This is a genomic window from Shouchella phoenicis (assembly GCF_047238345.1).
In the GTDB taxonomy this organism is placed as follows: Bacteria; Bacillota; Bacilli; order Bacillales; family Bacillaceae_D; genus Shouchella.
The window spans coordinates 3195592-3215337 of record NZ_JBDFMQ010000001.1 but is presented as its reverse complement, the minus strand read 5'-3'; the positions used below and the strand labels follow the sequence as shown (position 1 = coordinate 3215337).

The window sequence follows — 19746 nt, the reverse complement described above, 5'->3', positions numbered from 1 at the left end:
CATGCAGAAAGCACTTTTGGGCGTCGGGCTTACTAGCGTTTTTATGATAGGAGCATGTCAACCAGCAAGTGATCCAATTGAAGGGGGAGTCCCCCCTTCATCTGCTGCCGTTCAAGAAGATCGGATTGTAGCAACAACCGTCTCCGCCACGGAGTTAGCAGATGCGTTAGATTTAGAACTTGTTGGAGTCCCTAGTAGTTATAAGGCTTTACCAGAACGCTATGATCATGTCACGGAATTAGGAAATCCCATGAGTCCTGATGTTGAACAAATTCGTCAACTTCAAGCAGATGTTGTTTGGAGTGTGACAACCTTAGAAGTTGATTTAGAAGAATCGTTTAGAACAGCAGGGATTGAAGCAGAGTTTTTAAATTTTCAAAGTGTGGAAGAGATGAGTCGTGAGATTGAGCGAATTGGAGAACGCTATGACCGGGAAAATGAGGCTTCGGCATTAGTAGAACGTTTTGATGAGCGATTGGCTGAGCTGGAGAACAAGAGAGCGGATCGTGATGAACCTTCTGTTCTCATTTTGATGGGTGTACCTGGGAGCTATTTAGTGGCAACAGAGCACTCATACATTGGTGATTTAGTAGAATTAGCAGGTGGAACGTTAGCTGTTGAAGCAGATGAGAATGTCGAGTACTTGGCATCAAATACGGAATATTTACAGCAAGCGAACCCAGATATCATTTTACGTGCGGCTCATGGGATGCCAGAAGAGGTGATTGAAATGTTTGATGAAGAGTTTAAGAGTAATGATGTATGGAAGCATTTCCGTGCAGTGGAAAAAGGGCGCGTCTATGATTTAGAGGAATCATTATTTGGAACAACGGGAAACATCGCGGTGCTCGAAGCACTGGATGCGCTTGAGGAAATGCTCTATCCGGAGGAAGGAGAAGGGTGAAGAAGACAATCATCTTCACGATTTTAGTCAGTACCTTTCTTCTTCTTTTGTATGTGTCAGTTATGAGCGGGAGTATCCGTGTCCCTCTTCCGCAACTAATTGAAGGTGTGTGGACAAAAACAGATGAAGAAGTGAACGTTATTTATGATTTGCGGTTCCCTCGTATTATTATTGCAAGTTTTGCAGGCGCAGCACTCGCGATTTCAGGCGCACTTATGCAAGCGGTCATGAGAAATCCAATTGCTGATCCGAGTATTATCGGCATCTCGTCAGGAGCTAGTTTTACAGCATTGCTATTTGTGACGATCTATCCACAGCTGTATTTCTTTATGCCGTTATTTGCTTTTATGGGTGGGCTTTTTGCATTTATGCTTGTTTATAGTCTTGCATACAGAGGGGGCTTGAATCCTTTAAAACTCATCTTGATCGGGATTGCGGTACACGCCACGTTTACAGGTTTGTCTGAAGTGTTCAACTACCGTGGTAGTTACTCGGTTACGAGCATTTCTGCCGCAACAACGTCCACACTTTCAATGAAAACATGGACAGATGCAACCATCATGATGTTCTACGGTGGTGTAGCAATCCTAGTATCGATGTTTCTATATGGTGCATGCAACCGTCTGCTATTAAGCGATAAAACCGCGTTAAGTATTGGAATGAAAGTAACGACAACACGAATTCTTGTATCCGTTGTAGCGGTTGTCTTAGCCTCAATTGCAACGGCTGTAGCAGGCGTCATTGCCTTTTTAGGATTGCTCATTCCGCATATCGGTCGACAATGTGTTGGGTCCGATTATCGTGTACTCATCCCATTTTGTGCGTTAGCAGGAGCTTCCATTTTGTTGCTTGCTGATACGTTAGGACGTCTTGTGCTAGCACCAAATGAAATCCCTGCATCCATTTTGATTGCCATTATCGGCGGACCATTTCTAATCTTTTTACTTGTGAGGGGGCGGATGCATCATGAACATACATAATGTGTCTTTTTCCTATGCGAAAAATCAATCATTTATTAACCAATTCAACGCAACGATTCAAGTTGGGAACATCACCTCCATTGTCGGACCGAACGGCAGTGGCAAGTCAACTGTGCTCTCTCTATTGGCAAGACAATTGAAAGCCAAACAAGGAGAGATTAGCCTTTATGAACAAGCAGTTCACACATATTCGACCAAAGAATGGGCTCGACAATTGGCCGTTGTGCATCAACAAAATGAAATCCCGCAGCATTTGAGTGTCCGAAGTCTTATCGCATATGGACGGTTTCCACATCGTGATCGTTTTAAACCATGGTCAACAGAAGATGAAGGAGCTGTGTCTGAAGCGCTTGCGGTGACTGGCTTATCAGCGATGGCAGATCGGCCTGTGGTGCATTTGTCTGGTGGAGAACGGCAAAGGGTCTGGCTGGCGTTGTCTCTTGCTCAACAAACGCCTTTTTTATTATTAGATGAACCAACGACCTATTTGGATTTGTATCACCAGTATGAATTGCTCGATTTAATTCAATCGTTAAAAGAAGAGCAGGGAAAAACGATTGTAATGGTGATCCACGATTTAAACCAAGCTTTACAATATAGCGATGACATTTGGGTTATGAGACAGGGTAAGCTTGTTACTGCAGGGGACGTGCGGAAGGTAATGACCTCCTCATTAATTGAAGAGGTGTTTCGGGTGAAAGCAAGAGTTGTTGAAGATCAGGAAACAAGAAAACCATTGCTCATTCCAACAGGCAAAGTGTAAAAAAAGAAGGAGTGTGAACGATGAAACGGATCATAAATAGAAGCATTACCGTTCTTTTTGCGCTTATTTTTCTTTACGCCACTGGGCATCTTCTATGGATTGGCTATGACTCTTATCAAAACAAGCAAACGCTGCTAGATGCGAAAGAGCTGTATAGTCAGCCTCGAGAAGCTAGACAGAGTGAAGCCGAGGTGGTTGGAGAAAATCCCTTTGATTCCCTTCACGCCGTTAATGAACATATCGTTGGTTGGTTATCAATTGCTGGTACTGCGATTGAATATCCTGTTATGAGAGCGGATGATAATGACTACTACTTAAATCGAAATTATAAAGATGAACGAAACAGAGCTGGCAGTATCTTTATGGATTATCGCAATCGTTCCATTGAAGAGAGCCAGCATACAATTCTTTATGGGCACCATATGCGTGATGGAACCATGTTTCATGATCTAGAACAATTTGCGGATGAGACTTTTTTTTCGCAAACGAATGACCACTTTTTTGATATAGAGGAATCGCAATATAACATTGAGATTTTTTCAGCTTATTACACAACGACAGACTTCTATTACATCGAAACGGACTTTGCAAATGACAAAGCGTACGGTAGCTTTTTAGAGGATATTAAGGAGCGGTCCATTCACTCTTCTTCGATCGAGGTCACAAATAACGATCGTATCATTACATTTTCTACTTGTGATGACGGTGCAGGTCAGGATGGTCGGTTTGTCGTTCATGGCAAGCTTGTTGAAGTCAATAGTTAAAAGGAAACACAAACGAACTGTTTGAAAAAGATGAAACAAAATTGTTATCTCATTGTCACATTCCTTTGATCTTCTTCTGCTTTAATATAAGTTGGGGAAATTGTAGAATAAAGTCGAAGGGGAAAACGTCATGAGAAACAAATTACTTAGTATGTGTTGTGGAATGATGGTCACCGTCATACTTGCTACAACAACTTCGGCCAATGCTCAAACAAGAGATGAGCCGAATCTACATAGTCAATCGGCTGTATTAATGAGTGCTAAATCAGGGGATGTACTCTATGATAAACAAGCTAATGAAAAAATGTATCCGGCAAGCATTACCAAAATCATAACTGGTATTATGGCGATTGAACAAGGTAAGCTTGATGATGTCGTTACAATCAGTGAAGAGGCTGTCGATGTTGTTGGAACATCCGTTTTTTTACTTGAAGATGAAGAGATGGAGCTCGAGCAACTTGTTCAAGGCTTGTTAATCAACTCAGGAAATGATGCTGGTACGGCGATTGCGGAGCATATGGCAGGAAGCGAAGAGGCATTTGCGGAAGACATGAACACATTCGTTAAAGAAAAGATTGGTGTGGACGATTCACATTTTACCAATCCACATGGTCTCTACGATGACGATCATTACACAACAGCATCAGATATGGCAGAGATTACAAGATATGCGATGCAAAATGAGACGTTCCGAGACATTGTCGCGACAGAAGAGTTAGATTGGGAAGGAGAAGGATGGGAAACCACTCTTTATAATCATCATCAACTCGTTCGTGATCACGATGAGATAACAGGTGTGAAAAATGGATTTGTGTCACAGTCTGGCTTTACGTTAGTGACGACGTATGAGACTGAGGATGACGAACTGATAGCCGTTAACCTTAATGCGCCAACAAATACAGCTATATATAATGATACAAAATTACTATTTGAGTACGGTATGGAGACGTTTGATACAAAGACGATGGAAGAGGGACGGCATTTTGAAGATTTAGACGGGAATGAATATATTCTTGAGCATGCTACATCCGTAACGTATGAGAAAGATGCAGACTTGCAGTTTGATATCCGCAATGGTGCGCTCATTATAGAAGACGACGATCACATCATTCGTTCGGAGCCACTAAAAGAGGTTGTAGATGAGCAAGCTGAAAAGCAAGCTGAACGTCCTGAAGAAAAGGATGACGAGCTCACATTTGTTGACCGCCTGCTACAATTTTTTCATTTGAAGTAAGAAAGCAAGGCCTACTAAGGGGAGGCCTTGCTTTTTTTATTCCATCAATGGATTTGGCTGAAGAAGTTCTGATGCTGTAACGAAGTGATAGCCTTGATGTTTTAGAATTGGAATGACTAACTTAACCGCTCGTAGCGTCTCCTGTCGATCTCCGCCACCATCATGAAGCAAAACGACATCTCCTGCTTGCGCATGTTCGATAATATGGCTCACAATTTTCTTTGTGGGGGTACCTGCCCAATCTCGAGGGTCTTGGTGCCACGACCACAGCAACACATTCTGATCTAAATCGAGGGCTGCGTCAATAATGGCATCGGTATAGTAGCCACCAACAGGACGAAAGTAGGACGGGCGAATGCCGACGGTCTCAGCTAAAATTTGATTCGTATGATCAATTTCCTCCATTAAAACATCTTTTGTCACCGCTTCATCGTAGTTATGAGAATAGGTGTGATTTGCGACTTCGTGTCCTTCATCAATCATTCGCTGTACAATTTCAGGGTATTCTTCAGCCCATTTTCCAACGACAAAGAAGGTTGCTTTTACATTATAGGCCTTAAGAATATCAAGGAGTTCAGGTGTGTTGGCAGGGTGAGGGCCATCATCGAATGTTAACGCAATGTTGGCTTCTTCTGTATTGGCCTCCCAAAACACTTTTCCTGTCTGTTCATACTCATGGCGTTCTTTTACAGAAGCAAAACTGATTGGTGAGCATGTGAATATCATTCCAATCACAATTGACATGACTAGTGCTATCTGTCGTTTCATTCTCTAGCCCTCCTCATTCATATATGTAGTATGTGAGGAAAATTCATCCTTATTCATTGTGTTAAAAGAAAGATGAAAAAGCGAGCCTATTGAATGGCCCGCTTTATTTTTATGCACTTTTCTTAACAGATTCGTCCTTCTTGTTTAACTGTTTACGTGACCAATAAGTTGCCATAATGGTTCCAGTGAAATTATGCCAAGCGGCACCTATCACGCTCGGTATGGCGGCGAGAGGTGATAAATGGGCTGTCGCAAGCGTCGCACCGAGACCAGTGTTCTGCATACCAATTTCAATCGAAACAGCCCTACGTTGGCTGGGTGTTAGACGAAAGGCGGCAGCTGCGCCATAGCCAAGTGCTAGACCAGACGCATTGTGTAGCATGACAGCGATGAATGCTGCAGGTCCTGTTGAAGCAAGCGTCTCGTTATTTGCTGCAACAACAGCCGATAAAATAGCAAGAACTGCCAATACGGAAACAAGAGGCATCGCTTTTTCTGTTTGTCGCGCAATAATCGGCAAAAATCGTTTAATGGTGACCCCGAGTGCAACAGGTATAATAATGACTTGTACGATCATTGTAAACATATCCCAAAACTGCACAGGCATCCATTGGTTTGCAAGGACATAAAGAATCGCTGGCGTTGCGACAGGTGCTACGAGTGTTGAAATAGATGTCATGGTAATCGACAAAGGTAAATCTCCTTTTGCGAGATACACCATGACATTTGAGGACGTTCCTCCTGGTACTGAACCAAGCAAAACAAGGCCTGCTGCCAGTTCTGCCGGAAGATTTAATGAAAAAGCAATCGCAAAAGCCGTTAACGGCATAATCGTAAACTGGGCAATCAGTCCAAGCATAACGGGTAGTGGGTGTTTCGCTACCATTTTAAAATCAACTGGTTTAATGGTCATGCCCATCCCAAACATAATAATTCCTAAAAGAATAGGAACGTAGCTATTTATAGGTAAGAATGGTTCAGGTACTAGGAACGCAAGAATGCTTGCTCCAATAACGAAAAACACAAAATATTTTCCTGCGAATGAACTAACGGTTTCTACATACTTCATGACTTTCACCCCAAATAGTTTCTTTTGAGAATACTTTTGTTCTCTCTGTGTGTACAACATTATACAGATAGTTAGGTTGACCGTCATCATTTTTTTGAAATAGTAATTCATTCATTTAGTTCGATAACATTATATTGTTTCCGTTTAAAATGGTATGTACGCAAAGTGTGAGACATACACTTTACTATCTACGTTTAAAAGGAGGGGCAAAATAGCGGGCTTGCTTTAGATGAAAAGGGGGAGAAAAAAGTGAAAAAGTTGCTCGGAGGATCGGTGTTTACTGGCATGATGCTTGTCGCACTAACGGCATGTGGCGGGGATGATGCAGAAAAGCAAGATGTCGTTAAAGTGTGGACGTATCCTGTTCATGGTGAATATGAAGGAGAGCTAAAAGAATCAATTGAAGAGTTTGAGAAAGAAAACCCTTCGATTAAAGTCGAATATGAGATCTTATCTTGGGCGGAAGGCCTACAAAAGTTTGATATTGCGTTAAATTCAGGGAGTCCACCTGATTTATATTTTGGTCGACCACTTGGGAAATATAAGGAGACCGGTCTATTAGTTCCTTTAGATGACAAACTATCGATAGATTTAAACGATTATGATGACATTGCGCTTGACCATATGACGTTAGAAGGATCGATGTACGGCTTACCGCTTTATCAGTACTTGCATGTATGGGGTGGAAATAAAGCACTCCTTGAAGAATACGGCGTCGATTATGAGAAAATTCAGTCAGAAGGTTGGACATGGGATGAGTTTTATGAACTCGCATCGATTGGTGAACAAGAAAACGATCAAGGTGATCCTCAATATGGATTTGTGTTTCAAGGTGTAGATGAAGAATTATTGGATCATCTAGCTCGGAATAATGGCATCCCTTATCGCATGACTGAAGAAGGCGTACAGTGGGACGATGAAAAAATTTTAGAGGCAATGGAGTTCATCGTGAAGTTAAGAGATGACGGTATTATGCCAGCTGAAACGGCTGCGATTGATGCTGCCAAACGACAAGAAATGTATTACAACTACCAAGCTCTTTTTTACGGTCGAGCCATTCCTTATGCAGATGCGATGGTGCAACTACGTAATCAAGAAATTCAAGATGGTGTAACGGAAGGGGAAGAATTAGATTTTGTCTTGCTGCCAATTCCCCATCAGGAAGGGCAAGAAGAAGTGGCGCAAGGTGGCGCAGAAGGATACTTATTATTTAAACAAAACAACGCGGATGATGCACATGTCGAGAATAGTGTGAAGGTGCTTGAACACTTAGCAGGAGAAGACGCAATCGGAAAAACGTCTTCAGCTTTGGCTCTACCGATTATTCACAAAGGTGCTGCCGATAACTATGAACTGCCGTTATCTCCAGAAAATACAGTAGCTGCTGAAAGGCTTGCTAGCAGTGTCTTGCCACCAAACTCAATCTCTAGTGAACTTGCAGCGAAAGACGATATGTTTAAGACACAAGTTGTTGTGCCGACATTCCAAGGGTTGATTAGTGGTGAATTGTCACCTGAAGAAGCGTTAGATAAGTTTAAATCAGAAGCAGAATCTGCAAACTATCAACCGTAATCAACAGGAAAAAGTAGAGGATGTTCGAACCTCCTCTACTTTTTTATAAAGGAGTGCTTTTTATGGCAGAAACCGTACAGGCACCATCTAAATTAACGTTATTTTTAAGGGATTATGGCTGGTGTTACGTCTTTATTCTCGTTCCGATTCTCGTGTTTTTACTGTTTACGTTTATCCCGGTCATATACGCATTTATTATGAGTTTCCAACAGTACCACGTAATGGGTTCTACGTTTATTGGCTTAGAAAACTATCAAACTATGGTTCAAGACGATATATTTTGGCGCTCTATGCGCAATACCTTTATTTTTACAGTTGCCACTGTTCCTGTCAGCGTGGGCATTACGCTTGTACTTGCGGTTCTCATTTTTCCTAGAGGGAAAAAAGTGCAGACCTTTTTCAAAGCGTCTTTATACTTGCCAACGGTTGCTTCAGGGGTAACGATGGCGCTGGTTTGGTTTTGGATCTATGACCCTACCAATATGGGGCTTCTAAATATGATACTCGGCTCTATTGGTCTTGATAATCAGATGTGGCTAGGAAGTTCAAGTACAGCACTGTTTTCACTTATTCTCATGAGTTGGTTAACCGGCCATGGTGCAGGAATTATCTTGTATTTAGCAGCGCTTGGCGGCATCCCAAAATCATTGTACGAGGCGGCAGATATTGATCATGCCAGTGCGTGGTCACAGTTTCGTAATATTACAATGCCGTTATTAAAACCGACAACCTTGTATCTATTAGTGATGGGGGTAATTGGGTCGTTTCAAGTGTTTATGAGTATTTACTTAATGACACAAGGGGGGCCGAATTTTGCGACGACCACGATTGCGTATTTAATTTATGTACATGCATTTGAATATTACCAGTTTGGTTTAGCAGCGGCGGAATCCTTTGCTCTAGGAATTGTGATCATCTTAGCGTCGGTTTTTCAGTTCAAATTAATGTCGAGCGACGTAGAATTTTAAAAAAGGGGGCGTGTCGATAAGATGGATCAGCCTACTTTTCATCAAAAAAACGCAGCGCAAAAGCGAACAGACGTCAAGCGTATAAGTGCACGAGTGGTAAGCTATGCGGTTCTCATTTTTTGGATTGTGATTACACTTATTCCGCTTTATTGGATGCTCGTCATGTCGTTTAAAGATACAGCTGTCAGTGCTTCTTTCTCGCCAGAGTGGTTCCCTCGAAGCCCATCTGTTGCTACATACATCCGATTTTTCACTGAAACGGATGCAATGAGGTGGCTCGGCAATAGCTTGTTCATTTCTTCGGTTCTAACATTTACGAATGTATTGTTCTGTTCTCTAGCAGGTTATGCTTTTGCAAAATTACGATTTCCAGGTAGAAACACAATCTTCTGGATGTTGCTTGGCACGATGATGATTCCAGCTCAAGTAACGCTCATACCTGTTTATATTATCGTCGTGAACACACTGCAATTAGGAAATACGTATACAGCGATTATGCTACCGATGTTTGCGACGGTAGGAAATATCTTTTTAATGAAACAGTACATGTCAACATTGCCATCAACGCTTATCCAAGCAGCCCGAATTGATGGCTGTAGTGAGTGGCGCATTTTCTATAAAATTATCTTACCAATCTCGAAGCCTGGTCTTGCGGTACTAGCGATTTTTACGTTTGTTGCAACATGGAATGAATTCTTTTGGCCGTTTCTTGTCACACAAACAAGTTCAATGAGAACCATTCAAATTGGGCTAGCGAGCTTTAAATTTGCGGAAGCGACTGATTTTGGAGCAATGATGGCTGGCTCGGTTATTGCAGCATTGCCAATGTTTATCTTGTTCTTCTCCTTACAAAAGTATTTCTTACAAGGCATTACGATTGGTGCAGTGAAAGGATAGGTGGGAAAATGGCGACAATTGTGTTCGATCGAATTACAAAAACGTTTTCTGACTCGAAAAAAGGTGGGTTGTTTACAGCTGTTGATCAAGCCACATTTGAAATTAAAGATAAAGAGTTTTTGGTGTTTGTTGGTCCTTCAGGTTGTGGGAAAACGACTTCTTTACGCATGATTGCCGGTCTTGAAAAACAAACAGAAGGCAATATCTATATTGATGGGCAAGTGGTGAACCATGTTCATCCAAAAGATCGAGATATTGCCATGGTCTTTCAAGATTATGCGCTTTATCCGCATATGTCGATTGAGCAAAATTTAAGCTTTGGACTTAAAAATATGAAAATTGATAAGTCCATCATTGATGAAAAGGTGGCGTATGCATCAAAAATTTTAGGGCTTGAAAAATTGTTGGAACGTAAGCCTAGAGAGTTGTCAGGTGGGCAACGTCAAAGAGTTGCATTAGGGCGAGCAATTGTGCGAGACCCGAAAGTGTTCCTGTTTGATGAACCCTTATCCAATTTAGATGCCAAATTACGTGTGCAGATGCGGATTGAACTAGCTGAACTGCATCAGCGTTTAGGGGCAACCATTGTATATGTTACTCATGATCAAGTAGAAGCGATGACTCTCGGAGAGCGAATTGTTGTCATGAATGAAGGGAAGGTTCAACAGATTGCTTCCCCTCAAGAACTTTATGCGCGTCCACAAAATATGTTCGTTGCCGGATTTATCGGCTCGCCAGCAATGAATTTTATTCCAGCCTATGTACGTTCTGAGAGTGAATTAAAGATTGGTGAAGCGATTTTTTCCATTCCAGAGGATCGACGGGACTACGTTCGAGCTTATGTCGACCGTGAAGTGATGTTCGGTATTCGACCGGAACATATGGTCATTGATGAACATGGTGATGTTGAAGTGACGGTTAACGTATTTGAACATTTAGGCGCTGAAAACCTGCTTTATTTTTCTTTTAATCATTGTTCTGTTATTGCCAAAACATCGGGAGAAAATTTTGTGAAAGCAGGAGAGCGTGTGAAGATGACGCTACAAATGCAAAAAATGCATCTATTTGATATAGACACGAGACAAAGAATAGGGTGATGAAATGTTTTCAGTAACGTCGATAGTACGAATTACGGCTAAAGACATGTACCATCATATTATTTCAATCATCTCGATTAGCCTTCTCGTTTCTCTTTTATGCGTACCGTTTATTTTATTTTTACCTTGGCAATTCGCGATTGGGTTTATTCTCTTTATCGGCGGGCCAGTATGGTTAGCGGCAGCCGCGAGTATGGAAGCCGTATTATCAAATAACAATGTGAAGCTCATCCGTACTTTTCTACAAGCATTAAGAAAATCGTACTTTAAAGGACTAGGACTCTCGTTTCTTTTTGGAGGATTTACATTTATTTTAGTCGCTTCGTGGTGGCATTGGTCTGTAGAACAAACGTATATGGCGTTTGCGATTGCCTGTTTCCAAACCTATTTTGCAGGAATGGTGCTATTAAGCCAGCTATATACCGTATCTCTGCTCATCAAATATAACGTCCGCTTAGCGAAAGCAATGGGCATGAGTCTTAAATTATTGTTGAAATATCCACTGTATACAATGGGGTGTTTTCTCCAACTTGTGTTGTTCGCAGGTTTACTCGCGTTTACGATTGTCGGGAATGCCCTGTTGCTGCCTGGTGTGATTGCTGTTTTCTTAAGCCGAATGACGAGCGCCGTGATCAGTAAGACCGATTTACTTGCAGATAACGAGCTGAAAGAGGCAGTTTAAATGCTAAAACAACTTTAGATAGAACCTTCATGAGTGGAACAATCATTCATGGAGGTTTTTTCGATTGTACCTACTCCTCTTGAAAATATTTAGCACGTCCAATAAAGTAGAATGAAAAGTCTTAAAAACGAGGGAGCAGTCACATGCACATACGAGCGTTTGAAATGAGAGATAAAGAGAAGCTTCTGGACGTGTCGAGTCGATTCTTGGATTTTGATTTATTGCACCATCGAGATAAGCTGGCAATGGAGAAGAAACAAAATGAACTATTAGAAGATGCGATTCAACATCGTGCGCACCAGCTATTTGTGGCAGAAGAAGATGACCAATTTTTAGGCTATCTCGAGGTTGGTTTACAACAAGATTTTTTTACGAAAGAACAGCAGGTGTATATAGCGGGCATCGCTACAACTTCTGAAGCTCAAGGAAGAGGCGTAGGAAAGGAATTGATGACAAAAGCGGAGCAGTGGGCAAGAGAACAAGGTGTGAAAACAATCGTTTTAGATGTGTTTAAAGCAAATGAGCATGCCGTTCGTTTCTATGAATATGCAGGCTATCAACAGGAAATTGTGAAAATGACAAAAACGATCAAAGACTAAAAAAGTACGCAAGGTTAATCCCTTGCGTACGTATAACGCACTTTTTTGCGCTCAATATTGCCATAGAAGATCCCCGCGAAAATAATCGCGACACCGACCCACTGCATCGGTAAAATGGTCTCTCCTAGTAACGCGATTGATAAGATGAGCGCTACAGGTAATTCTGCGGTTGAAAGAATCGCTCCAAGGCCTGAGCCAATCTTGGGCATTCCAATCGAAAACATAAGAGGTGGCAACACAATGCCAAACAAGCCAAGTAAAAAGGCAATCCCAACGAAGCCTGATTCAATTCCAGCAAATGAGAGTGTCTCGGCGCTAGGAACTAGAATAAGAGCCGATAAAAGAAATCCACCGATTGAAATGATAAATCCCTTCTGAACTACTGGAACCTCTGTCCCAACAACGCCTGTTACATACATGAATAATGCGGAACAAAACGCACTCAATAATGCCCAGAACGCGCCTACCCAATCAAATTGCACAGCCGTTTGTAAGACGCCAGCTGCCAAGATTGACCCACCAATTAAAATAACAATCGATAGTAATCTTCTTTTTGAAGGAACTTTCTTTGCGAATATAAATTCATAAAAGGAACCGATCCAAACAAACTGAAACAAAAAGATCACGGCGAGCGACGCATCCAATGTTTGCAACGAATGGTAGTAGAAAATACCAGTAAGCCCCGTTGGGATCCCGCAGGCTAGTAATGCTAATACTGTTTTCAGCGGGATTTTTTTACGAGTAGAAAAAGCGAGCAAAATAGCTAAAATAATAAAGCCAAAAAAGAATTGCGTCATGACTACATGGACAAGGTCAGCGCCTTGTGCATAGCCAATTTTTACGAAAGTGGAGAGAATGCCGAAGCAAGCACCACCGATTAATACGGCTAATGAATAAAGCCAAGTTGATTTCATAATTCCCCTCCTTTGATACATAGAAAAAGCCACACCAGGCAAAAAGCCCAGTGTGGCGGAAAAAGAGCGAATATCGCTCTGAAAAGGTCCACAAAGTTTATAAAAAACTTTTATTCGTTGTATAAGGTTTAACCGTTTTTGATTGTACACGATCTCATTGAAAAAGACAACTGTAAAACAGACGCTCGTAAAAAGCTCATCAACATCGTCGATGAGCGTAAGGTACAATCTTCTATTTTTCTTTAAGTATTAGGAGCAATGAGATTGGCTGCTTATTTGAGGGGTCCAGCATGCCATGATTGTTGCTTCCTTATAGTCGCTATCAATCACATGAATGGCTTGAGGATTGTCCGTCACTAAGCGCAAGATATCAGCTGCCATCTTTTGGTCGTCATCAGCTGGTCGAGCGGCCAATTCTTTTAAGGCATGTAAAAATTGTTGATTTAGAAGATCATAAACAATGGCTTGTTCCATTCCTATCACCCTTTCGCCTTTCACTCTAGTGTGTACCTGTTTTCGCATCATCGCAAACCTTTTGCTTTTGTGATGATTTGCCATATCTTCATTTTAGGCAATTAAAAGTAAATTCATGCCTATTTAGATAAAAAAAGATGCCTTCTTTGGTATTCGCTTTTTTACGTTTATTTCCTTTAGCGAACCAATAGGGGTTTTGTTGATTTTGATTGTAAGATGATCCAAATAATATAAATTAATTATTTAGACAATTCTCCTCGTCGTAAGGAGTGGTTTTACTATAGCAAAAGCGTATAAAAAAGTAAATCAAATTTATCAAGACAGCCTTATATTCGTCTTGACCTTAACGTTACGTAAACCATTATGGTGATGAAAGGAGGGGATACCATGGTCATACATGTACTAAACACAATGCAACAATATGAAGAATTGATGCATATAGAGACAGTCGAGCAAAGGCAGGATTATTTTCGATATAAGATGATGAAGTCATTAAAACCAATGTGGGACTACTTACAGGTCCCAATGAAGGCTAAGCAAGAAAATGGTTATGACGTTGTGTTTGCTGCCAACATGTTGGGATTTGCATCATTAGATGATCACGATACATTAAAAGAAGGATTAAGTCGGTTAAGCAAGATGAATGCATATGTTCGTGGAAAAAAGGCTTTAGAGCATATTTTGAACATCGCCACAGATCAAAAGTTAGAAGTGAATGCTGAAGCTATTAAATTAGGCATTTATGTAGCTGATGCTGAAAAACTAAGTCATCATGATGCATACACAGGTTTTGGTGGTATACCAGGTTATATAATGGTGCATCTTTTTCCGAATGAGCAAAATACCAGCCGTTTTGAAGGGTTGCTTGCTCATGAGTTCCATCATAATATTCGTTTCTCTTATTTTGACTGGAGTCATGGTGATGTAACGGTCGGCGAATATCTTGTTATTGAAGGCTTGGCAGACGTTTTTGCTGAAGAACTTTACGGTAGCGATCAACTAGGTCCTTGGGCAATTGGTTTAGAAGAGGAGGATTTAGCTTATTCAATTTCCGTGATGAAAGATGCATTGAATGTAAAAGGATTTGCGGAAGTAAGTAGCTACATGTTTGGTGATCAATATGCGAGAGAAAAAGGATATCAACCAGTAGGTCTGTCATTTGCGGCTGGATATGCGGTTGGCTATGTCGTCGTGAAAGCTTTTTTAAAGCAAACAGGCATGACCATTTTTGAAGCGACAAAACGTTCAAGTGATGAAATTCTTGCAGGTTCAAAGATTTTTTAGAGGAACAAGTTTCACGTTCCTCTTTTCTTTTTTATCTAATTAGATTATTATCTAAATAGATGGAGGTGTGAAAATGCAGTTAAGTCGAATGGTTCATTTTCATAAGACCGTTGGGGATAAGACGAGAATTCAAATTATTAGTATGCTAAAAACGGGTCCTCTTCATAATGGCGCTATTGCTGGAAAGCTAGGTTTAACCCCACCAACGATTTCCCATCATTTGACGAAACTTAAAGAAATTGATGTCATCTACCAGCGAAGAGAGAAAAACACCATTTATTTTCACTTAAATGAAACAAAGTTAAAGCAAATGGCAGAGGCAATTATACGCATTGGTGGAGATAATCGGTTTGAGTACTTTGACGTTTCCAATGAAGATAAAGCATCTGTACGAAAACATTTCTTTAATCGAGGCGGAACGTTGACACAATTGCCTGCCCAACGAAAAAAGAGACTTATTATTCTAGAAGTGTTGGCACAACAATTTGATGAAGGACGACAGTATGAGGAGACAGACGTAAACAGCATCCTTAAAGCGTTTCACGAGGATTACGCAACGATAAGACGAGAGCTTATTATGTCCCACTTTATGTACCGTCATGATCAGCTGTATGAATTAAATCCGAAAGAGATGTGGCCTGTTTAAGCAGGTTCTCTTTTTTGTTATCTATTTCGATATTTATCTAATTAGGTGGAGGTAGAAACTCATGAATGTGCTAAAGGAAGAAAAGGAGTATTCGTTTTTATTTTGGAGTTTGTTTTTAATTGAGATAGGAAATCGGTTTGCTCAAGTCGCTTCTTTTGCACTTGTCTTTTATCTAACAGGATCAGGATTTGCGCTAGGCATATTGCTGTCGCTACAAGTATTGCCAACCATTTTGATTGCGCCTATTAGTGGTATGTTGGCGGACCGTTATCATAAAATTAAGCTCTTATATTGGTCAACGATCATTCGATCACCTTTTGCTCTCCTTCCTTTAGCAGCTGTTCTTTACGATGAGGTGATATGGTTGTACATAAGTACATTACTCATTGCAACTGGGAACGCGGTTTATAAGCCTGTACGTTACGCAAGCATTCCTGATCTTGTGGGAAGGAAAAATCTCTTGAACGTTAACGGGATGGAACAAAATTTAGTCGGCTATACCCTCGTAATTGGTTCTTTAATGGGTGGCATCCTTGCTTTTTGGCTTGAAACATCGGTTTTGTTTGCAATACACACATGTTGTTTGCTCGTATCGGCTCTAGTATTAAAACCAATCTTACATATAAAAACGGACCGACAACGTCCTTTTGCAAAAGACGATTTCTCTTTCTTTCATACGTTAAAATGGTTTACGAGTATTCGCGCGCTACAAGTGTTTTTTCTTATCATGCTACTCATGCCACTAGCGAATGGTATAGATAATGTCATTATGAATATGATTGCCCTTGATGAATTCGAGCGGGGGGAACTGGGTGTTGGCTTGATGTATGCGGCGCTAGGTTTAGGATTTGTACTCAGTTCGAAGGTGACGAAATGGCTTAGAAGTTATTTATCTATCGGAGTAATGATGATTGCACTGGAAGGGATCGGACATCTCTTACTAAGCCAATCCTCTTTCTTTTTTCAAGCGTTATTTTTAGCAATAAGCATCACATTTGTAGGTGGCATTAGTAACATTTGTTTTGATACGGTTGTCATGAAAATCTTGCCTCCATCAAAAAGAGGTGTACTCTCAGGAACGTTATCGATGGTCCAAACGAGTGCAATAGGGCTTGCTATGGTGGCTGGAGGTTTTCTGTCAGAACGTTTTACTGCTTTTCAACTCTCCTTTGTAATTGGCCTTGTGTATATTGGATTTTCGCTGTTTTTTTTCGTACTGGTGTATGGATTAGATATCAAAACTTCTATGCGTCAGCTAAGAGGGATGGAGCAAAGTCATAAGAGATAAATGGAGAAACGGAGCGTCATGTTTTCAAAGGAATTTATGTATTTGTGTAGAATACAATCGTCTGGCATGAAAAAGGACGTGATTCAGTTGACCGCAAATCTCTTATTTACTTCAAAAACGATTGGACTTCCAACAGAAACGAATATCAATCAACTACTCGCCATCCATCATTTAGGAACGCTTCTTCAAGTTAATGAAACAAAGGAAGGTGCGATGAAGCAGACGCTTTCGGTTTCATCCACAAAAGGAAATTGGATCTTCAAGGGAAACCCGGTTTATGAAGGACAACTGGAAGAAGAAAAGTTTTTCATTGATGCTTTAGCTGAAAAAACAACGGTAAATCTACCAATTCCATATCGGATTCACCATGATGCGGAACCACTCGGGTTTGCTTGCAGTATCATGCCTACATTACCTGGAGAGCATCTACATGATTTGGAAAGCGAACTTACCGATCAAGATCGGATGAGCATAGCAGGAAAGTTAGCGAATTTGTTAAAAGAAATGCATGCTTGGCAGGGTGAAACGTATGGTCAGTTAGACCCTATTAAACATACCACTGTACCGTTCGAATCCAGCTATAGAGACTGGCTCTTTAACCGAATCGTCTACTGGTTTCATGATGCCAAACAATACTCAACCTTAATGGAAGCAGATGAAACTTGGTTGATGAACGAACTCCTCAATGCAGAAGAAGCCTTCACAAAAGCAAAGGACCCGCGCTTTATTATGGGCGATTTCAAACCAGGGAATTTCCTGCTCGAACAAAAGAATGACGAATGGACAGTTAGTGGTCTCTTTGATTTTACCAATAGCTATTTTGCTGATCCACTAACCGATTTAACGAAGATGATCCTCTACTATGACCGACATGAGCAAGTTGAGATTGGAAAGTTTTTCATTTCACAATATGTAACGAATGACCAACTAGAAGTTCAACAGCGTTTGCGGATCCATCTTCTGCATCAGCTTGTCCTTGATTGGGGATTCTTTCATGCGATGGGAAACCCCATTAACATCTCTTTTGAAAAATGGGTCAAGACGCTATTGGCTCGCTTTGGGTTAGACGAGTAGATGGTGAAAAAAGTGTATGCGTACGTGACAAGGTATCAAGATGGAGTGAAACAGGTCCTTGTGTTCCGTCATTCGAACCCAGAAGCAGGTGTTCAAGTCCCAAAAGGAACAGTGGAGCGTAATGAAAAGTTGGATGATGCGATAAAAAGAGAAATTACCGAAGAGACAGGATTACGGAATTTTAGATCGATGAAACGAATTGCCGAAGACGAGTGGGAAAATGATGACGGGCAGGTTCAGCGTCGCATTTTTTATCATGTCCAAGTGGATCAACCGTTGAGGGATGAATGGTCCTTCGCTCCAACAGGGGGCGGAGCCGAGGACCAAGTTTGCTTTCATTATTACTGGATTGATCCATATGATTCAAATGACTTAATCCGAGGGCATGGGAATTACTTGCATGATCTTTAATTTAAAGGAAGGTATCAGATGAAGGTTCAATTAATAAAAGCAGAGGTAGAACAACAACAAGTGCTCTCAAACTTAGTTCAGTTTTATTTACATGATTTTTCTTCCTATATTGATATTGAAGTGGAGTCGAACGGTCGTTACGCAGATTACCCGTTGCTTGATTACTGGACAAAACCGAAACATGATCCATATTTTATTGTGGTGGATGATTGTTATGCGGGTTTCGTTCTCGTTAAACAAATTCAGCTAAGGCAACAGCCGTATCATTCAATCGCTGAATTTTTTGTGATGAGAAGGTATCGCCGTCAAGGTTTAGGTAGGTTGGTTGCGAGACAGGTTTTCCAAGATTATGAGGGCAGGTGGCATGTCGCTCAATTAAAAGAGAACAAGCCAGCGCAAGCATTTTGGCGGAGTGTCATCGATGAATGGACAGATGGTCAATATAGGGAGCAAGTAAGTTTTAAAAAAGTGACGCAATACTTTACGCAGGAAAACAATTAATGGGCTGGTTCTAACATAAAAAGATCTTCATACAGAATGTGCATGAAGATCTTTAGTGAATTTTTAAAAGGCAGATGTCCATCCTGCATCAGCTGTTACCACAGTTCCGTTTACAAAGCTGGAATCGTCAGAAGCTAGGAATAAAGCTACTTTTGCAATTTCCTGCGCTTGACCAACACGAGGCATAACAGAACGAGGTGCTTGTAGACGTGCGCCACCAAACTCACTTGCATTTGTTAGAGATGAAGCAATGTTTGTTTGAACGCCTCCGGGTGCTATCGCATTACAGCGAATGCCTTTGTTTGCATACATATAACCAGTGTTTTTCGTCATACCGACTACGGCATGTTTAGACGCCGTGTACGATACACCAGCATGAGCCCCGTTTAGGCCGCCAGATGAGGCAATATTTACAATCACGCCAGCTTCTTTTTCAAGGAAGTGAGGAAGCGCTTTCCTCATTGTGCGCATAACACTTTTCGTATTTACATCAAAGATAAGGTCCCATTTTTCGTCTGTAATTTCGCCAGCTGGTTCAAACCCATCCATAATGCCTGCGTTGTTTACTAGAATATCAAGTGTACCAAAAGAATCTATTGCAGTTTGAATCATGTTGTCGATCTCGTCTATGTTCGTTACATTTACTTTAACAGCAATTGCTTTTCCGCCTTGTTCTTCAATGGATGAGGCAACGGTCTTTGCACCTTCTTCATTTAAGTCAGCGACAACAACGCTTGCTCCTTCTTGTGCATAGAGTTTTGCAATCGCTTCACCCATACCTGAAGCTGCACCAGTAACGATTGCGACTTTTTGTTCGAGTTTCATAGATCTTCACCCTTTTTCGTTAGACTGTTTTG

General features: G+C 41.1%; 22 protein-coding genes. 17 read left to right on the top strand and 5 right to left on the bottom strand.

Annotated features, from left to right (window positions below; genetic code table 11):
* Nucleotide 1: 1 nt before the first annotated feature.
* From isdE to ABC361_RS17140, 5 genes are all read left to right on the top strand, one after another.
* Entirely contained in the window at nucleotides 2–904 is a 903-nt protein-coding gene (isdE, locus tag ABC361_RS17160; protein WP_413075067.1) for a heme ABC transporter substrate-binding protein IsdE, read from the top strand.
* Complete coding sequence (locus ABC361_RS17155; protein ID WP_413075066.1) at nucleotides 901–1884, top strand: FecCD family ABC transporter permease; 984 nt, start codon at nucleotides 901–903, stop codon at nucleotides 1882–1884. Before isdE ends, ABC361_RS17155 begins: the two co-directional genes overlap by 4 nt.
* Nucleotides 1871–2647 carry an ABC transporter ATP-binding protein gene (locus ABC361_RS17150; RefSeq protein WP_413075065.1) on the top strand — a complete coding sequence of 259 codons (777 nt, stop codon included), beginning with the start codon at nucleotides 1871–1873 and terminating at the stop codon, nucleotides 2645–2647. Before ABC361_RS17155 ends, ABC361_RS17150 begins: the two co-directional genes overlap by 14 nt.
* A gap of 20 nt (nucleotides 2648–2667) precedes the next feature.
* The gene (srtB, locus tag ABC361_RS17145) at nucleotides 2668–3411 is read left to right on the top strand and encodes a class B sortase (protein ID WP_413075064.1); all 744 of its coding nucleotides are present in this window, start codon (nucleotides 2668–2670) and stop codon (nucleotides 3409–3411) included.
* A 130-nt stretch (nucleotides 3412–3541) separates the two neighbouring features.
* Nucleotides 3542–4645 (top strand): D-alanyl-D-alanine carboxypeptidase family protein, encoded by a 1104-nt coding sequence (locus ABC361_RS17140; protein ID WP_413075063.1) that lies wholly within the window; start codon nucleotides 3542–3544, stop codon nucleotides 4643–4645.
* Between the two features lie 36 nt (nucleotides 4646–4681).
* Here the strand turns inward: ABC361_RS17140 and ABC361_RS17135 are convergent, their stop codons facing one another.
* Together ABC361_RS17135 and ABC361_RS17130 are read right to left on the bottom strand one after the other, a co-directional pair.
* Complete coding sequence (locus ABC361_RS17135) at nucleotides 4682–5413, bottom strand: polysaccharide deacetylase family protein (protein ID WP_413075062.1); 732 nt, start codon at nucleotides 5411–5413, stop codon at nucleotides 4682–4684.
* A gap of 109 nt (nucleotides 5414–5522) precedes the next feature.
* Complete coding sequence (locus tag ABC361_RS17130) at nucleotides 5523–6482, bottom strand: bile acid:sodium symporter family protein (RefSeq protein ID WP_413075061.1); 960 nt, start codon at nucleotides 6480–6482, stop codon at nucleotides 5523–5525.
* Between the two features lie 249 nt (nucleotides 6483–6731).
* On the opposite strand from ABC361_RS17130, the gene ABC361_RS17125 reads away from it, so the two are divergent.
* The 6 genes from ABC361_RS17125 to ABC361_RS17100 all read left to right on the top strand — a co-directional run bounded on the left by ABC361_RS17125 (nucleotide 6732) and on the right by ABC361_RS17100 (nucleotide 12297).
* Nucleotides 6732–8054: an ABC transporter substrate-binding protein gene (locus ABC361_RS17125; protein ID WP_255223953.1), complete on the top strand. Its 1323-nt coding sequence runs from the start codon at nucleotides 6732–6734 to the stop codon at nucleotides 8052–8054.
* A 62-nt stretch (nucleotides 8055–8116) separates the two neighbouring features.
* The gene (locus tag ABC361_RS17120) at nucleotides 8117–9022 is read left to right on the top strand and encodes a carbohydrate ABC transporter permease (RefSeq protein WP_099303866.1); all 906 of its coding nucleotides are present in this window, start codon (nucleotides 8117–8119) and stop codon (nucleotides 9020–9022) included.
* Between the two features lie 153 nt (nucleotides 9023–9175).
* Nucleotides 9176–9919, top strand: a complete 744-nt coding sequence (locus ABC361_RS17115; RefSeq protein ID WP_255225408.1) for a carbohydrate ABC transporter permease — start codon at nucleotides 9176–9178, stop codon at nucleotides 9917–9919.
* Between the two features lie 8 nt (nucleotides 9920–9927).
* Nucleotides 9928–11016 (top strand): ABC transporter ATP-binding protein, encoded by a 1089-nt coding sequence (locus ABC361_RS17110; protein WP_413075060.1) that lies wholly within the window; start codon nucleotides 9928–9930, stop codon nucleotides 11014–11016.
* A gap of 4 nt (nucleotides 11017–11020) precedes the next feature.
* Complete coding sequence (locus ABC361_RS17105; protein WP_413075059.1) at nucleotides 11021–11698, top strand: hypothetical protein; 678 nt, start codon at nucleotides 11021–11023, stop codon at nucleotides 11696–11698.
* Between the two features lie 143 nt (nucleotides 11699–11841).
* Complete coding sequence (locus ABC361_RS17100) at nucleotides 11842–12297, top strand: GNAT family N-acetyltransferase (RefSeq protein WP_413075058.1); 456 nt, start codon at nucleotides 11842–11844, stop codon at nucleotides 12295–12297.
* 14 nt (nucleotides 12298–12311) lie between these two features.
* On the opposite strand, the gene ABC361_RS17095 is transcribed toward ABC361_RS17100, so the two are convergent.
* Both ABC361_RS17095 and ABC361_RS17090 read right to left on the bottom strand, forming a co-directional pair.
* Nucleotides 12312–13211 (bottom strand): EamA family transporter, encoded by a 900-nt coding sequence (locus ABC361_RS17095; protein WP_413075057.1) that lies wholly within the window; start codon nucleotides 13209–13211, stop codon nucleotides 12312–12314.
* A gap of 249 nt (nucleotides 13212–13460) precedes the next feature.
* Nucleotides 13461–13685: a hypothetical protein gene (locus ABC361_RS17090; protein ID WP_413075056.1), complete on the bottom strand. Its 225-nt coding sequence runs from the start codon at nucleotides 13683–13685 to the stop codon at nucleotides 13461–13463.
* Between the two features lie 387 nt (nucleotides 13686–14072).
* Between ABC361_RS17090 and ABC361_RS17085 the strand changes: the two genes are divergently transcribed.
* From ABC361_RS17085 to ABC361_RS17060, 6 genes are all read left to right on the top strand, one after another.
* On the top strand, nucleotides 14073–14969 hold the full coding sequence (locus ABC361_RS17085) for a DUF2268 domain-containing putative Zn-dependent protease (protein WP_413075055.1): 897 nt from the start codon (nucleotides 14073–14075) through the stop codon (nucleotides 14967–14969).
* A gap of 73 nt (nucleotides 14970–15042) precedes the next feature.
* A complete protein-coding gene (locus tag ABC361_RS17080) occupies nucleotides 15043–15615 on the top strand; it encodes a DUF2087 domain-containing protein (protein ID WP_413075054.1) in 573 nt (190 codons plus the stop codon).
* A gap of 61 nt (nucleotides 15616–15676) precedes the next feature.
* Nucleotides 15677–16903, top strand: coding sequence for an MFS transporter (locus tag ABC361_RS17075; protein WP_413075053.1), 1227 nt, complete (start codon nucleotides 15677–15679; stop codon nucleotides 16901–16903).
* A gap of 87 nt (nucleotides 16904–16990) precedes the next feature.
* Nucleotides 16991–17977, top strand: coding sequence for a phosphotransferase family protein (locus ABC361_RS17070; RefSeq protein ID WP_413075052.1), 987 nt, complete (start codon nucleotides 16991–16993; stop codon nucleotides 17975–17977).
* 3 nt (nucleotides 17978–17980) lie between these two features.
* Nucleotides 17981–18388, top strand: a complete 408-nt coding sequence (locus ABC361_RS17065) for an NUDIX hydrolase (protein WP_413075051.1) — start codon at nucleotides 17981–17983, stop codon at nucleotides 18386–18388.
* Nucleotides 18389–18406: 18 nt separating this feature from the next.
* Nucleotides 18407–18889 carry a GNAT family N-acetyltransferase gene (locus ABC361_RS17060; protein WP_413075050.1) on the top strand — a complete coding sequence of 161 codons (483 nt, stop codon included), beginning with the start codon at nucleotides 18407–18409 and terminating at the stop codon, nucleotides 18887–18889.
* Nucleotides 18890–18952: 63 nt separating this feature from the next.
* Here ABC361_RS17060 and ABC361_RS17055 read toward each other — a convergent pair whose 3' ends face one another.
* On the bottom strand, nucleotides 18953–19714 hold the full coding sequence (locus tag ABC361_RS17055) for an SDR family oxidoreductase (protein ID WP_413075049.1): 762 nt from the start codon (nucleotides 19712–19714) through the stop codon (nucleotides 18953–18955).
* Between the last annotated feature and the right edge of the window lie 32 nt (nucleotides 19715–19746).